Source organism: Bradyrhizobium sp. (assembly GCF_049586575.1).
Classification (GTDB): domain Bacteria; phylum Pseudomonadota; class Alphaproteobacteria; order Rhizobiales; family Xanthobacteraceae; genus Bradyrhizobium.
The window spans coordinates 1-15398 of record NZ_JBAVCF010000756.1 but is presented as its reverse complement, the minus strand read 5'-3'; the positions used below and the strand labels follow the sequence as shown (position 1 = coordinate 15398).

Genomic DNA, 15398 nt, shown 5'->3' with positions numbered 1-15398 from the left:
TCGGGTTTTCGATGCCCTCCGTGGTTTGCAGATAGCGGCCGGTGAACAGGTACTGCACGCCGGGGAAACAGTCGGTCGTCGAGGAAGACGCTGCGGCTTTGGTGGCGACGGGCGCGGCGGAGGAGTTGGCGGGGGCTGGCGCGGCCGAGGGGCAGGTGTTGCCGAAGGTGCCGCCGTATTCGAAGCTCGGCTGGAAGGTGCCGCGGCTGCCGCCGTAAAGGCTGACACTGCCGGAATTGTTGAAAATGTCGTTGCGCGTGGTGATGTCGACGAGGCCCACAGTGCGCATGCCGAATTCTGCCGGCAGCGCGCCTGTAATCAGCGACATGCTGCCGATCAGGCTTGGGTCCAGAATGCTGCCGAAGCCGGTGACACCGTCGGGCAACATGACGCCGTTGATGCGGAATTGCACGTTGGCGTGATCGTTGCGGACATGGATCGCACCGCTTGCCGCCGAATCCTGCGACACGCCGGGAGCCTGCAGCAGAATTTTCTCGACCGGCGCATTGGTGCCTTGGGGCAGCGCCTGGATGCTGTCGTGGCTGAGCGTGTCCGACGTCGTGCCGGCCGTAGTGAAAAGGTTGCTCCGCGCGGTATCGAATGCGTTGTTCTTCGCGATCGCCGCATTGACCGGCGTGGCTGGCGACGTTGGCGTTGCCCGCGCGGCGACGGCCGGCGCCGGTGCGCGGCGCCGCACGGTACGTGGTTTCGGCTTGGGCTTTGCGCTGGTGACTTTAAGCTCGGGAAGCGTCACCTGGGCCCTCACGGACGCGCCGAAACCGGTCAGCCCCAAAAGCGCGCAACCGGCGAGTAATGCCGCGCGAGATGTGAAACTCAAATGATGAACGTGACTAGACATTATCCCCACCCATTATCCTGAACGGAATTCGCCATAGCGCCGCAAAGAGCGCGGTCGTGCTGTCGCGAGCGGAGGAACTTTATTTTCAGGCAACCGCAGGCGCTCTCGTGGCAGCCCGTGCGCGAACGCACGGTAACGCCACGGAATTCAGCAACGATCGCGGAGGGTCAGCCGACGGGTGGGGCGCGTGGTTGGAAGGTGTGCCGCGGTGCGACGACAAATGCCGCGGGCGCGACCGCGTGCTCGGCACGCCGTGACGAAAATGTCAGCGGCTGGACTCCCGGAGCATCAGGCGTGAAGGATGTGCTGAGGAAATAGATCGTTTCGCAGATCGGGCACAGCCCGTCACCGGTGTACCACGGCTGATCGGGAGGAATGGCGTTGAACGATTCCGCCGCAGGCAGATTGACCGTCTCGGCAACAGACAACGCCTGGCCGACCGGTCCGTAGATGTCGTCGGGATGGATGTGCGCGAAGGACAGGTAAAATTGCAGCGCCAGCGCGAACAGCGCCAATCGGCCGCCGAACCTCCTGTATGCCCTGAAGCAACCCATGATGCCGATCCGTCCGATGGTCTACGACAGTTCGTTCATGAATGCCCGCCGGCGCGAGTCGATTGCCGGACACCGTGACACGCGGGCTACACCTCAGTCTGAGCCGCTACGGTCTGACTGCGTATTGTATCCTAGTGTAATATTGTAACATAATAAATAGCAAGCTTCCGGCGCCACCACCCGTTGGGTTGCACGGCTTCGAGGCCAATATCGGATTGGAACCAACCTTTCGCCAATAAGATCACAGCGACTGCGGCGAGCATCGCCGATCACAAGCGTACGCGCAAAGCCAGTTCGACTGGAGAATTGATCCGATGCGGCTAAGATCCGTCCTTCTGAAGATCGCCAATATCCTTAGCCTCTTAATCATCGGCATCGCCTTGTCGGCGTCGCTCCCATCCTTTGCCGCGGCGCAACCCTCAGACCTGCCGAGCTGGCTAAGCGTCCATGTCGGCGATGGCGAAGGTCAGATCGCGCAAGTGGTCTTGCAGCGGGCGCGCGCGCTTTATCTGCAAAAAGTGCACGAAGGCGTGGTGAAGAATCCCTGCTATTTCGCGATGGATGCCACGCGTCCCAACGATTTGGGAAATGGCAAATTGGGGCGTCGATTTTACATTATCTGTAAATCCAACGAGACGTTTCGTGCGATTTCGGCAGGACACGGCAGCGGTCGCGATTTGAAAGGTTTAGCGGATTTCGCAAACGGAAGACAGTGCGCGAAGAACTTTGGCAACGCGCTGGATTCGAAGCTGACGGCGGGCGGCGCCTATGTGACACGTGAAACGAAAGCATCTTTCAAAGGCTATTATCGCGTTTCAGGGAAACCGGATGCGGTTTTGGTGCGTTCGTTCATCCAGTTTGACGGCGAAGGCGAGACCGCAAACGCCAGAGAGCGCGAGATCGGCGGGCATACGGCCGAATTGTTGAGGAACGTCTGTCTTCGCAAGGACCCGCATAGTCCGTACGCGGACCGGGAGGGTTACGTTCCGTTTGGACAGCTGGTGGATTACGCCGGCGGCCGCAGCGACGGTTGCACTAGCTGGTCGCCGTCGGACGCGCGGCAGATCGTCACGATGGTGAAGAACAACCCGACGACGCTGTACATCTATCCCGAGGCGGCCGACATCGACGCAGTCGCGCGAGCGGCGGCGGCCGGTCAGTCGCTGTCACGTACGAGATTATATTGGAACGCTTCCTGTTTGAAAGAAATCCGCTCGCCAAAATTCTGGCCCAAGGGAAGACTCGAACCGATCCTCGCTCAATATAAGAAGGATCATCCGCCGCCGCCGCAACGGCCAACGCCAATTTGCAAGAGGCAATGAAATTTGTCTCCTATTCGTCGCCTCTTGTACTGCCTATCGCTATCGAGCCGATTTTGTTGAAAAAGTCTGCAGTTGCGACGCATGAAGTTTGCTGATTCAGTCGCTACGGCAAGCAGGGCTTCGAATCATGATGGGACATCGGCAAGTCGAGCAGGCTGCGTTGTTCTATGAGTTTTCTCTCGAAAAGCATGTTCCCGCTGGCTGCAGCCGCGGCAAGCTGATGGCTATCGGACGTGTGCTCGCTCTCGATTCCGGGCTGGCACGTTGGTGGTCTTTATCCGTAGGCGGGGTGCCGCCGGGCGCCGCCGTTAGCGGGGTGCCGCCGGGCGCCGCGCCGGGTTTTCTTTTTGCACAATTCGCCGGCGGCGCTGGCCGCTGGCCGAGCTACGGGGTCATCGCCGACAGCTGGCCGCAGCCGCGGCAAGCTGATGGCGGGTAGTATCGGAGGTCTGCTCGCTCCGGATTCCGAGCCGGCACAGTGATGGCTTTATCCGTTGGGGCGTGTGGCGCGTGGGCGCCGAGGGCCGCGCTGGATTAAGACAATAAAGGGAAACAAGGCGGCTGCTAACCAATCGCCTCTGCTGCTTACGGGTTTCTATGAAGAGTCCCATTCCAAAAGAACGACTACGCGTCAGCAATTGGATTGTCCGAAGACTCTTGTCGGATTGCGAGGGAAGGTGCTCGGTCTCCCAATGCTTGTATATAGCCCGCCAGGCTCTCTCTTGTCTACGAGGTTGACGCATGGCCGCCCGAAAGCTGACGGCTGCTGCGCACGGTCAGCGAGACATGCAATGAGATATCTGATCACGGCTACTTTGAGCGCACTCGCATGCTTGGGAATTGCCATTCCCAGGGCCAGTGCCCAAACGGCTAAGGACCTAGTCGGGGCATGGACCCTCGAAACGGATGACACTACCACTGCGGACGGTCGGGCCATTCAGCCATTTGGCGCGCAGCCAAAAGGGATTGCGATATTCGACAGCGCCGGTCATTTCGCGATCATCAACTCGCGGCGTAATCTGCCAAAATTTGCGTCAAACGACCGGATGCGCGGCACGGCGAAAGAAAACGAAGCGATCGTGCACGGGAGCTTTGCCTTCTATGGCACTTACTTGGTGGCCGACGGTGTCGTTGTCCAGCACATCGAACGTGGGACTTGGCAGGCCTGGATTGGAACCGATCAGAAGCGAACGATCACTTCCTTCACAGGTGATGAACCGACATGGACTACTGTTCCATCCTTCGGCGGACGAAGCGAACTTCGCTGGAAACGTATAAAATAGCCCCGTTCGGTGCACCTGTCGCGATCCGAGGCGTGTCAATCTGCTTGGGTGGGGTTAAACGCCACCTTCGAGGAGGCGATCGAATAGCATTGCCCTCTCTTGCGATGCAATTTGTCGAGTGATGGCAGTGCGCCCCGAAGGCGCGGATTATCAGTGGAGGAAGATTCCACCCGGAGAGTTGTCGATTGATCTGGAAGCTGACGAGCGGCTTGTGCGGGCAACTGCATGGGCTGGAGCCTCGTGACAAAGGTCGCCTTGGGCGGCTGAGCGATCCGGCGGGCCGTAACGCGAGTGAAGCCTGAGCAGGCCCCGAAAGTGACAATGCGGATGCCGACCCTCCTGCCATTTGGGGAAGGCTGTACGAACAGGGAAGCAATCGACGCACGCACCTGTTTGATCCGCCGGGGTAGTGGGCACGGCACGTTGGAAGGGTGATCCGTGTAATCGGGGGATACCCGTGTGAGCGAGGATAGCGGCCTCAACGTCGCGATCGGCGGCGTCTCAAGCGGGAGTCGGACAGGGTCATAGTATCGTTGAAGCCGGGTAACGCTGGTGGAGAGAAGGACCCTGACTTCTGGTGTGCTTTCGAAGACGGCGAGGTGAGGGTGATTGGCGATGAGCCTGGCAACACCGCTAGCGATCCGGACCCTTCAGAGAAAGCTGTATCGTAAGGCGAAGGCGGAGCCTGCATTCCGCTTCTACCTCCTCTACGACAAGATCTATTGCGAGGACATTCTGAACCACGCCTATGCACTGGCCCGCGCTAATGCGGGAGCGCCGGGAGTGGATGGAATGACATTTGCGGCGATCGAAGCGAGGGGAGTGGAGGAGTGGTTAGCAGGCTTACGCGAGGAACTGATCTCGAAGAGGTACCGGCCTGATCCGGTGCGGCGGGTGCTGATCCCGAAGCCGAATGGGGAGGGCGAGCGTCCGCTCGGTATCCCGACCATCCGGGATCGCGTGATTCAGACTGCCGCCAAGATTGTGCTGGAGCCGATCTTCGAAGCTGACTTCGAGGACAGTGCCTACGGCTATCGTCCCGCTCGTGGGGCAATAGACGCAGTCAGGGAAGTGCACCGGCTGATTTGCCGGGGCTACACCGACGTGGTCGACGCCGATTTGTCCCGCTACTTCGATTCGATACCGCACGCCGACCTTATGAAATCTGTGGCACGGCGCATTGTGGATCGACACGTCCTGGGGCTCATCAAGATGTGGCTCAGGGCGCCGATCGAGGAACGCGACGACAACGGGAAGCGGCGTATCGGTGGGGGCAGGAGTAACACACGCGGCACGCCTCAGGGCGGCGTCGCAAGTCCGCTTCTGGCCAACATCTATATGAACCGGTTCCTGAAGCACTGGCGCCTGACCAACCGCGGAGAAGCGTTCTGTGCACAAGTCGTCGCCTACGCCGACGACTTCGTCATCCTCAGCCGCGGAGGTGCAGCCGAGGCTCTGGCGTGGACCAAGGCGGTGATGACGCGGCTCGGGCTGACACTCAACGAGGCGAAGACTTCGTTGAAGGACGCCCGACGAGAGCGCTTCGACTTCCTCGGCTACTCGTTCGGACCGCATCGATATAAAGCGAACGGTGCTTGGTATCTGAGCGCGAGCCCGTCCAAGAAGAGTATGCGCCGGCTCAAGGCGAACGTTGCCAAGCTGCTGGTGCCCGGCAACACAGATCCGTGGCCCGAATTGGGCGAAAGCTGAACAAATCTCTGCTTGGCTGGTCGAACTACTTCTGCCTCGGAACGCGCCGATCGGCATTCTGCAGTATTGACCGATACGTCTATGAGCGCGTCCGCAACTTCCTCGCTCGTCGGCACAAACTGGCAGGGCGCGGCACACATCGGTTCTCCCTTGACGTCGTCTACGGAGAACTCGGTCTTGCGCGCCTTGAACGCTTGCCACTTGCGCCCGCGTCGTGTGCCTTGCGGTGAAACCAGTCGGAGAGCCGGATGCCGGAAATCGGCACGTCCGGTTCGATGAGCGGGGATGAGAAACGGCGCGATGCCAAAAGGCCCAAGTGACCGCGCTCATCCTCGACTCTACCTGAACGTCGCTTCTCCGATGTCCGTTGTCACGGCAGCTTACACCGAACGCGAACATTGAGCGCGTGGGTACCGGCGCCAAGCAACCGCTGTAATCTAGCACTCTCCAGCGCGATACCGTTCGGCTTCCGAATGGCTATGCTCGGCGAAATTTGAAATGTGGGCACGGCCTTGACGACATGGCCTCACGGTCGTGCCGAAGGTAGCGGAGTTATGACCGGCGGGGGCGGACGCTGGCTTCGCGAGCTGCCGACGGAAATCTGCACAACCGACTTCGGCTTCCCGGCTCTCTGGTCGCTCCATGCCACAATCGCCAGGTCGCCCACGGTGGTGAGCGACAGGTAGTCGCCAACCCATGTTCCGTTCTGTGTGGCAGGCGGAGGAGGTGGAGCATTCGCGGGGAATGGAAACGTCTTATCGCTCAAGCGAGTATTCGGGGAAAAAGTGGCCCCGGCGTCATCGGAGTAGGCGTGATAGATAGCGCCGAACCCGGCCCGATCATCCATCCACGCGACATGGACGCGACCCTTGGGATCCACGTGAACCGCCGGATACCGCCACGCGGTCGCCCGAGCTGCGTCATCGACGCGCTTCGTCCGCCAGGTCCTGCCGCCGTCAGTGCTCATTTGCATTTGCAAACCGCCGCCGGTGCTGTCGCCGACCACATAGACGACGCGCCGGTCGGGACTGACGGCGAGCCGCGCCAGCTTGGCGCCGAACCGATGCGCAATTCTCGCCGAGAACGCCGCGCGGTCCGCGGAGGTGTAATATCCCTCTGCACCGGCGATCAGCAGACCGAATTGGGTATCCAGTATCTGAGGCAATTCACCGACCTCCTGCAGGCGGCGTTGACCAACGCAAGTTTTCCCGCCGTCCGTCGACCTAGCATAGAGCAGTGCACCGCCGGGATTCGGCGGCGATTGGATATCGGCTCCCACGACATAGATGGTGCCGCCACGTCCCGCATGGATGTTGGACTGATCGTGCTTGGTGGACGCATCGAAAGGAAGACAGGTGGAGTTCACGTCCTGCGCCGCATCCAGGCGCTTCAAGACGATCTGCTGGCGACCCGTGAAGTAGTTCACGAAGCTGGCAAAGACGCGGCCCGAAAGGTCACTGGCCAGCGCCTGATCGCCGTCAGAGTCCGTCGAGAGGTTGGGCTGGGCGGTAAAGCTCTTGGCGGCGTCTGCGCTCATGAAAAGCCGCACGCTTCGCGGATACGCGATCCAAAGGTGCGTGGCCGTCTGCTTGTATTCGGCATCGATGAAGGCCAGCCAGACTCTTCCATCCGAACCGGTCACCAGGGCCGTCTCACCCTGCTGCCGACTGCCGTCGAAGGGAGCGACCGCCACGTTTGGCGACCAGGAATACACATCCCGCGTCCAACCGGTCGTCACGAACCCCGCAAACGCCATCGCAACGCAGGTTACCCACAGCACGCCACGATGCAGGCGCCGCGCCCGACAAAAATCGATTGCACCGCGCGCGATCGGGTGGCCGGCCAATGTGCCGAGGGTCATCCTGTGTTCCATTTCCGCACGTTGTAGCGCCTTGAACGCTCGCCCGTCGTCCCTGCGACTCCTAGGGTCCTTCGTGCGTGCCTACCTTGCGGCTCAGAGGCCGCCTCCGCAAGGGAGCAAGCGGGGTGGGCCTTGACATGGATGGGTCGTGTTATCCGGAGGGTCACCGGCTTCGATCTCCCTGCGACGGCTGCCCGGGCCTCAGAGCGGGGCGCCAATGCGCGTTGGGCTTTTTTGACCGCCCTCTCTCGCCGCACTTGAGGCGCAAGGCCTACCAGCGGCCATTTCTGAGTCTTGGGGGGCCCGATCGCGCAAGCGGAAGCTAGCCGCCGTTCTGAAACAGCACGCAAGCTATTGATGCAATTGAGATCGGATTTCGCGGTTTTTTCAGAATATTGTTTGATTGGAAAGGTGAACTGGTCGGATTCGCTTACCGCGGCCCGTATAGCTGATCGCGTGCAGGGGCAACAGGGTGGCACTTGGTCGCGAGGCGCATGTCTGCAGGCCAATTGCTGCACATGCTCACGTCGGGAATTGGCACTGCACGTCCGTTCTCGATGTCCGTTGTCACGGAGCTTTTGAGGCATGAGCCGACCTGACGACAGCAGGCCCAAATCGACCCGAATGACCCAAATCAGACCTCGCGGCTGCTGTTTTGCTGCGGTGCACGCCAACCAAATTCCGGCAGGAGGTTCGGGCGCGCCCCATTGTTGCAAACCCGTGACGTTGCCCCTCGAATGATCCAAGGCGAACTGGAGTCTGGTCCTTGACGAAAGGACCGGACGATGAAGCGCAAACGGCATACGGAAGAACAGATCATTGCGATCCTGATGGGGCATGAAGCCGGGGGTGAAGACGGCCGATCTTTGCCGGGGGACCCGACCCGTCCAAAGTGATCCTAATGACTTTAGGGTCGATTCCGGGCCGTCATCGAGCTTTCATTTAGCCTTTATGCTTTACTGGAATATGTCACGGATCGTGACCGGCGACTCCTGCTGAACGTCCGAGCGATTCCACCAACCGCCACCCAGCGCCTGGAAGAGCGCAACTGTGTCAGCATAGCGGGCGGCCTTCGCTTGCACGACGCTCATTAACGCCTGTTGGTAAGCTTGCTGCGCATTGAGCAAAGCGAGATAATTTATGTCGCCAAGTTGCATTCGTTTTCGCGTGATGTCGAGGCTCTTGAATGTTGCCTTTTCCGACGCGACCGCCTTCTGAAGCGCAACGGCATCAGATTGAATGGCGTGCAAAGCATCTGCGACATTCTGAAATGCGGTTACGACCGCGCCGCGATATTGGGCGAGTGCTTGCTTGTACGCGGCCTTGGCGGCGAGTTCGCGGTGCAACAGAGCTCCGCCCTCGAAGATCGGTTGCGTAATGCTGCCCGAGATGACCCAGAACTCAGTCCCTGGCGTGAACAGCTGGTTGACGGCAAGCGCCGTACTGCCGGGATTTCCCGTCAAGGCTACGTTGGGAAGGCGGTTTGCTATGGCGACGCCGATCTGCGCACTTGCGGCTTGCAGATTGGCCTCCGCCGCACGCACATCTGGACGTTGCTCGATGAGCTGTGCCGGAAGGCTGACAGGAAGATCGCGCGGCAGGCGGAATGCGCTCAGTTCAAACGTCTGTGGCAGCCCCTGACTGGGAAGGCCACCGCTCAAAGCTATGAGAAGGTCGCGCTGCTGCGCAAGCTGCTTCTCCAATGGTGACAATGTTTGTTCGACCTGAGCCAACGCAGCCTGCTGGGCGACAACGTCAGCTTCGGCAATTTCGCCCAGCTTGTATTGCCGCTGCAGCAGCGAAAGCACGTCGGTTTCAATCTTAATGATGCTGCGTGTCGCTACAATCTGGCCACGCAGCGAAGCCTCCTGCACGGCAGCACCCGCAAGATTGGACGTTAGCGTCAAGTATGTTGCCTCAAGTGCAAAACGTTGCGAATTCGCCTGCGCGGCCAACGCTTCAATCGAACGCCGCGTGCCGCCAAACACGTCAGGCACGTAGGAGACGTTTAGTTGTGCCGTAAACAGATTGAAGATCGGATTTGGCGCGCCGAAATCTGAGGGCGTTCCAATTGGCGCCAACTCCCGGCTTCCCGTGAAATTTCCGCTGATCGCCGGGAAAAGCAATCCTTGCTGCGCGTAAACGTTTTGCTTGGCGACCACGAGGGCAGCTTGGGCGGCCGCTAGATCCGGATTGGCCGCCAACGCACTACCCATAAGGGTGTTGAGCTTCTTTGAGTGTAATAGGGCCCACCACTGGCCCGGAAGATCGAGAGCGCGTACGAAGCGTTGCGCGCCACCACCCATTGTGGCAGCCGCGGCTGTCGCGGTCGTGAGCGGCTCTTGCGTGTAACCGCTGACATTTGGGGCCGCGGGCGGCTTGAAATCAGGCCCTACAGCGCAACCCGCTAGCAGCGCAGCGGTCGCTAACGAAAGGGCGATCGACTGGAAAAGCCTGCTGACCATGCTTTTCGCTCTCTACGACTCGGGCGCAGTCCGCTGCGCCACGAGCGCCGTCTCCGGCGAGCGCAATGCGGCTCGGCGTTCGAGCACGAAATAGAATGTCGGCACGATAAACAGCGTGAGCAGCGTCGCCGGAATAAGTCCTCCGGCGACAACGGTTGCGAGATTTCGCTGAACATCGCTCCCGACACCGGTCGCAAGCGCCGCCGGAAGCATGCCGAGCGTCGCCACCGCCGCTGTCATCAGCACCGGACGAAGGCGCTCTCCGGCACCCGCGAGAATCGCCTCAAATAATGGCAATCCTGCCGTGCGAACCCGATTTAGGTTGGCCACCATGATGACGGCGTTCATCACCGCGACGCCGAACAGAGCAATAAAGCCTACGCCCGAGGCGACGTTGAGCGTCGTACCAGTGGCGTGCAAAGCGATCAGGCCGCCAAGCGTGGCTAGCGGCACGACACCCATGATAAGAAACACCTGGCGCAAAATTCCGAATTCGGCATAGAGGAGGACCAACATCACAGCCAGCACCATTCCAAGGATCAGCTTAAAGCGCGCCTCAGCGCGCTCCTGCCCCTGAAGCTGTCCGCCCCATTCGAGATGGTATTGGCTTTTATCGAATGAGACCCTTTGGCCAATCTCCTTAGATAGCTGCGCCACCAAATGGAGAGGATCACGATCGTGATAGTCGAGCTTGACGAGCAGGTAGCGGTGATTCATTTCCCGATTAATCATGCTCTCGCCCGATTGCACCTTGACCTGCGCGACCTGCGAAAGCGGAATAAGCGCTCCGTCGCTCGATGTGAGAAGAAGGTTCTTGATCGCTTCGGAATTGCCGCGGTCCTGGGCCAGAAAGCGGACCGTAATGTCGTAATGTCGGTCGCCTATGAACACTTCACTGACCGCCGCGCCGCCGATGCCGGTGTTGATCAGGTTGGTAACGTCGGCCACATTGATGCCATACCGAGCAGTAGCGGCTCTATCAACAGTGATGGAAATCTGAGGCAGCGGCGTATATTGATCGATGGCTGCATCGGTTACGCCCGGAGTAGCCTTAAGGACGCCGACAATCGCGCTGCCTATGCGTCTTAGCTCCTTGAAGTCGTGCCCGAAGACCTTGATGGCGAGCGCGCTGTGGGGATCGAACACAGTGTCAAGCACGCTGTCGATGATCGGCTGGCTGAACGCAATCTCGAATCCTGGGAGACGCGCGAGCCGGGCCGACATGCGCTCTACCAGATCGTGCTTTGTTTCGCCGGCCGGCCAGTTGCTGTAGGGTTTGAGGATCACGGCGGCCTCCATATGGGATGGCGTCCACGGATCGGTGCCATCGTCATTGCGGCCGATATGACTGACGACCGTCTCGACCTCCGGAAACTCATCAATCGTCGTACGCAGATTGGCGACCATATCGGTCGCTTTCTGCAGCGATATGCCGGGAGGCATTTCCGCATGAAGCCAGATTGAACCTTCGTCGAGGTCGGGCAGGAATTCGCGCCAGACGGTGACAGCAAGCAACACGACCGCAATGGTTGCGGCACCGCTCAACGCGTACGCCATCAAGGGCCGCCGTAGCGAGCCGGACAGGGCTTCGCGATACGCTGTCTCGATCCAACCCAGGACTGCGTGATGAGCAACACGTCGTGGCCTGCGATAGGCCGCATAGGCGAGGCCAGGTATGACTAATAATGCGAATGCGAGTGCGCCGAGCTGTGCGTAAGCGACGGCATACGCCATCGGGTAGAACAGCTTGGCCTCAATGCGCTGGAAGGCAAATAACGGCAAATAAGTTGTAATAATGATCGCCGTAGCGAAGAAGATTGGTCGCGCCACTTGACGGGCCGCCGCACGCACATCGGTTTCGGTCAACACCTCATTCGGTTTTGCCTCACGGCGGCGCAGGATCGCCTCGGTCATGACTATCGCGCCGTCAACGATGATGCCGAAATCGATTGCGCCCAGCGAAAGCAGGTTGGCCGATATATTCGTGAAGAACATCAAGATGAACGCCACCACCATGGCAAACGGGATCGTAACGCCCACGATAAGCGCGCTGCGAGCGCTGCCGAGGAAAAGAATAAGGACGATCAGCACCAAGCCGATGCCCGCAAAGACCGTGTGTCCGACCTTGTCGATGGTCGCATTGACCAGCGTGGTGCGATGGAGATAGGGCACGATCTGCACTTCCTGCGCCTTAAGTTGCTCATTAAGTTCTGCGATCTTGGCGTGCACGCCCCGCAGGACCTCGGATGGATTGGCGCCGCGCAGCAGCAATACGGTTCCTTCGACGACATCGTTCCTGTTGTCCTTGCCGACAATTCCGTGGCGCTCCAAGTTGCTGAGCTTGAGTTTGCCGAGGTCGCGCACAAGGATCGGCGTCCCATTGTGCTCGGCGACGACAATATTTCCAAGATCGTCCAGTGTTTGAATGAGGCCGATGCCGCGGATCACGTATCCGAGTTCGCCCCGATTGAGGACACTGCCTCCGGCATTTGCGTTATTCGCGCTAATCGCGCTGATAACAGTATTGAGTGACAGATTGAACCGCATGAGTTGCTGCGGATCGAGCTCCAGCTCGAATTGGGTGGTCAGGCCGCCGAAATTGGAAACGTCGGCGACGCCGGGTACCTGCTTCAGTGTCGGGATGACCGTCCACTGCTCAATTTCCGAGAGTTCGCGCAAATTCTTGGTGTCAGAGTCGAGCGCGTAATAAAGAATCTGTCCGGTTGGCGATGACAATGGGCTGAGTGTCGGCGTGAGCCCCGGCGGCAGGTTTGCGTTTGCAATTCGCTCGGTGATGCGCTGGCGCGACCAGTAATCTTCAGTGCCGTCTTTAAAAACCAGCGATATCAATGACAGGCCGAAGGTGCTGCGCGAGCGCATCATCGTCAGCGACGGCGTGCCGTTAAGCTCGCGTTCAAGCGGAATAGTGACCTGTTGCTCGACTTCCTCGGCCGCCAAACCGGGCGCGAGGGTGGCGACCTGAGATTCCGTATCGGCCACATCAGGGTAAGCATCTATGGCAAGGCGGGTCCACGAGTAATAGCCATACACGGCGGTGAAAACGCAGATCATCGCGACGACGAGGCGCTTGCGCAGCGCGAAGCCGACCAGCCAGTCAATCACCGAGCAACGCTCCCCCTTTGACGACGACCCGGTCGCCAACTTTTACACCGCGCATGAGCGTGGCCTGGTCCCCCTGCTGAAACCCGATGTCCACATCGTGTGCTTCGAACGTCCACGGCGCTGTTTCGATAAACACCTGGGTCTCGTCATCTTTAAGCACCAGCGCGCTCGTCGGAACCACTGGAATTTTCTGTACTGGTGCAAAGAAGCTAACGCTTGCGAACATGCCCGGCCGGAATCGCGTGCCAGGATTGTCGAAGGCAATGGTGACCTTCGTGCGTCGCGTGGTGGGATCGAGCACGTCACTCACGAACAGCACCTTGCCCTGAAACGTCTCGGCAGGATAAGCCGCGAACACGACCGTGACCGATTGCCCTTTGAACGCAAGCGAAGTGTCTTTTTCCGGAACGCTCGCAGTGACCCAGATGGTCTTGAGGTCGGCAATGGTCATCATGGCAGCGGTCGGGTCGTTCCAATATTCTCCCGGCGCGACACCAAGATCGGTGACGCTGCCAGACATCGGAGCGACTACCGTCACGGTGCGGGACTTATTAGGCGCCTGCGGATCGACCCCGATCTGCTTCAAGTGGGCAGTCGCCCGTTGCATCTCGACTTCTGCTGTAACGTAATCCGTTTCAGCCTGCTGCAGGTCTTTCGTTGCAGCGCCGCCTATCTTTGCGAGGGCACGCAAGCGCTTGCGGGTTTCAGTTGCCAACGACAACAAGACTCTGGCGCGGTCGTAATCTGAGTACGCCGTCCCAAGATCTGGCGAGTCGATCACAACCAACGCCTGCCCAGCAGCAACCCGCTGACCTAATCCCACTTTCAGCTGCGTAACGCGGCCGGCGAGCGGCGGTGTCACCTTGATCAAACGAGCCGGGTCAGCTTCTACGACCGCAGGCAGCACCAGATCGCGCTTAACATCTTTTGCGACGACCGGTTCGATCGTCAACGCAGCTCGCAGGGGTGATCCTTCGGGTAGCCTAATCGTGTTTCCGGAGCGGATGAGAGGGATCGCCGCTTTGGCGAGGGCCGGCGAAGGCTCAGAGTAGACCGGCGAGTCGAACAACAGCCGATATGCTCCAGCGCCCAGCAGACCCGCCAGCAAGAGCAAAAGTGCGACCTTCGTCGGTCCGCCTGGCGACAGCTTGCCGCGATCAAGGTTTCGAGGACCCGTCGTGGGATCGCCGGAACCAGCAATGAAATTGGGTTCGACGTGCATGCGACTTCTCGTCCACGCAAATTGTGAGAAGGTGCGCGCAGACGAGCAGCGTAGGGCATGCACGCCGCGCGGAATTCCTACGATAGGCTAGAGCGATACAGCCCGTTACCTTCGACGTACGTCAGATCGAGGGTGGCCCACGCGCCTGAAATGAAAGATGGAAAAAAGTTGCTCGCCGGAAACCTAAAGATGTTTCAAGTTTAATACCGCCGATCATTACGGGAGTCGGCAGCGGCGGAGCCACGGACGGTGCTGATGTGCTCACTAATTGTATCAGGGCGCAAATCGGACAATCGGTATCGGCCTTGCCGGGCGCCTGCTGAACCGGGGTATTAGAATTGTGCAAAGCTGCGCCGGAGCGCTGAACGGTGGTCGCTGAGTGGACCATTCCGCCCACTAAGCCATCCAGGTGGACATGACCGAAAGTCACGTAAAGCTGAATCGCCAGTGCAAACAGCGCTAGGCGCGAACCATCCCGGATATGTGAACGGAACCAGAGCATTTCTGACCCTTCGCTCACCTCGTTTCGGGCTTGATTAATAGACCGAAGAGCATGGTCAGGATGGTCTGTGGATGTCAATACGTTTTCGGCCGGCCGTAACAAGAGGCGGCCGCGGACTATTAGTCGGAAAATTGAATTGTGTGCTTCCAGGTCGTGTGCCGGACGCCGGCGATTGACACTCGCAGACCCCCTGAGGAACGCGCGCCGTATCGGTCTGGTATCAGGTACCTCGCGAGAGGTCGCCTACAGAGAACCGAATACGCCATCGCAAAGCTCATGCTGCGAATGCCTTTCGTCCCGTCATTACCGCGATGCAAAAATGCCGCAATTGGGCACAGAACGACGGATATTGCACTGCAGCGGTATGTCGGCTTTCGGGGGCTGAACAGACTCACCCGGAAGTAGATTCTGCGCCGTTCAAAACTCGAATGTCTGCAAAGGTTCGCAGGCTCGTGAGTGAGTAGGCGACGCGCTCGGTCACTATGGGGTCTGCTGCA

The 15398-nt window shown here is 59.5% G+C and carries 11 protein-coding genes and 1 pseudogene; 5 read left to right on the top strand and 7 right to left on the bottom strand.

Going from position 1 to position 15398, the window contains the following annotated elements; all coding sequences use genetic code 11:
• Together WB528_RS27280 and WB528_RS27275 are read right to left on the bottom strand one after the other, a co-directional pair.
• Positions 1-859: pseudogene (locus tag WB528_RS27280) on the bottom strand (hypothetical protein); the annotation flags it as partial.
• Between the two features lie 167 nt (positions 860-1026).
• Positions 1027-1374 (bottom strand): hypothetical protein, encoded by a 348-nt coding sequence (locus WB528_RS27275; RefSeq protein ID WP_423892450.1) that lies wholly within the window; start codon positions 1372-1374, stop codon positions 1027-1029.
• Positions 1375-1727: 353 nt separating this feature from the next.
• On the opposite strand from WB528_RS27275, the gene WB528_RS27270 reads away from it, so the two are divergent.
• From WB528_RS27270 to WB528_RS27250, 5 genes are all read left to right on the top strand, one after another.
• Complete coding sequence (locus WB528_RS27270) at positions 1728-2735, top strand: hypothetical protein (RefSeq protein ID WP_423892449.1); 1008 nt, start codon at positions 1728-1730, stop codon at positions 2733-2735.
• A gap of 130 nt (positions 2736-2865) precedes the next feature.
• The gene (locus tag WB528_RS27265; RefSeq protein WP_423892452.1) at positions 2866-3174 is read left to right on the top strand and encodes a hypothetical protein; all 309 of its coding nucleotides are present in this window, start codon (positions 2866-2868) and stop codon (positions 3172-3174) included.
• Positions 3175-3526: 352 nt separating this feature from the next.
• Complete coding sequence (locus WB528_RS27260) at positions 3527-4018, top strand: lipocalin-like domain-containing protein (protein ID WP_423892448.1); 492 nt, start codon at positions 3527-3529, stop codon at positions 4016-4018.
• Positions 4019-4633: 615 nt separating this feature from the next.
• On the top strand, positions 4634-5728 hold the full coding sequence (ltrA, locus tag WB528_RS27255; RefSeq protein ID WP_423892451.1) for a group II intron reverse transcriptase/maturase: 1095 nt from the start codon (positions 4634-4636) through the stop codon (positions 5726-5728).
• Positions 5704-5958: a group II intron maturase-specific domain-containing protein gene (locus WB528_RS27250; RefSeq protein WP_423892447.1), complete on the top strand. Its 255-nt coding sequence runs from the start codon at positions 5704-5706 to the stop codon at positions 5956-5958. Before ltrA ends, WB528_RS27250 begins: the two co-directional genes overlap by 25 nt.
• Before the next feature lie 296 nt (positions 5959-6254).
• Here the strand turns inward: WB528_RS27250 and WB528_RS27245 are convergent, their stop codons facing one another.
• From WB528_RS27245 to WB528_RS27225, 5 genes are all read right to left on the bottom strand, one after another.
• Positions 6255-7589, bottom strand: a complete 1335-nt coding sequence (locus WB528_RS27245) for a sialidase family protein (protein ID WP_423892445.1) — start codon at positions 7587-7589, stop codon at positions 6255-6257.
• Between the two features lie 956 nt (positions 7590-8545).
• The gene (locus WB528_RS27240) at positions 8546-10054 is read right to left on the bottom strand and encodes an efflux transporter outer membrane subunit (RefSeq protein WP_423892444.1); all 1509 of its coding nucleotides are present in this window, start codon (positions 10052-10054) and stop codon (positions 8546-8548) included.
• A gap of 12 nt (positions 10055-10066) precedes the next feature.
• Positions 10067-13177 (bottom strand): efflux RND transporter permease subunit, encoded by a 3111-nt coding sequence (locus WB528_RS27235; protein WP_423892443.1) that lies wholly within the window; start codon positions 13175-13177, stop codon positions 10067-10069.
• Complete coding sequence (locus WB528_RS27230; protein ID WP_423892442.1) at positions 13170-14399, bottom strand: efflux RND transporter periplasmic adaptor subunit; 1230 nt, start codon at positions 14397-14399, stop codon at positions 13170-13172. The genes WB528_RS27235 and WB528_RS27230 overlap by 8 nt, the downstream gene beginning before the upstream one ends.
• Before the next feature lie 121 nt (positions 14400-14520).
• Positions 14521-14901 carry a DUF2946 family protein gene (locus WB528_RS27225; RefSeq protein ID WP_423892441.1) on the bottom strand — a complete coding sequence of 127 codons (381 nt, stop codon included), beginning with the start codon at positions 14899-14901 and terminating at the stop codon, positions 14521-14523.
• Positions 14902-15398 lie beyond the last annotated feature (497 nt).

Excerpts from the sequence above, each read along its gene's own strand:
- WB528_RS27270 (WP_423892449.1), top strand. The coding sequence starts at position 1,728 with ATGCGGCTAAGATCCGTCCTTCTGAAGATCGCCAATATCCTTAGCCTC.
- WB528_RS27265 (WP_423892452.1), top strand. The coding sequence starts at position 2,866 with ATGGGACATCGGCAAGTCGAGCAGGCTGCGTTGTTCTATGAGTTTTCT.
- WB528_RS27260 (WP_423892448.1), top strand. The coding sequence starts at position 3,527 with ATGAGATATCTGATCACGGCTACTTTGAGCGCACTCGCATGCTTGGGA.
- ltrA (WP_423892451.1), top strand. The coding sequence starts at position 4,634 with ATGAGCCTGGCAACACCGCTAGCGATCCGGACCCTTCAGAGAAAGCTG.
- WB528_RS27245 (WP_423892445.1), bottom strand. The coding sequence starts at position 7,589 with ATGACCCTCGGCACATTGGCCGGCCACCCGATCGCGCGCGGTGCAATC.
- WB528_RS27240 (WP_423892444.1), bottom strand. The coding sequence starts at position 10,054 with ATGGTCAGCAGGCTTTTCCAGTCGATCGCCCTTTCGTTAGCGACCGCT.
- WB528_RS27230 (WP_423892442.1), bottom strand. The coding sequence starts at position 14,399 with ATGCACGTCGAACCCAATTTCATTGCTGGTTCCGGCGATCCCACGACG.
- WB528_RS27225 (WP_423892441.1), bottom strand. The coding sequence starts at position 14,901 with ATGCTCTGGTTCCGTTCACATATCCGGGATGGTTCGCGCCTAGCGCTG.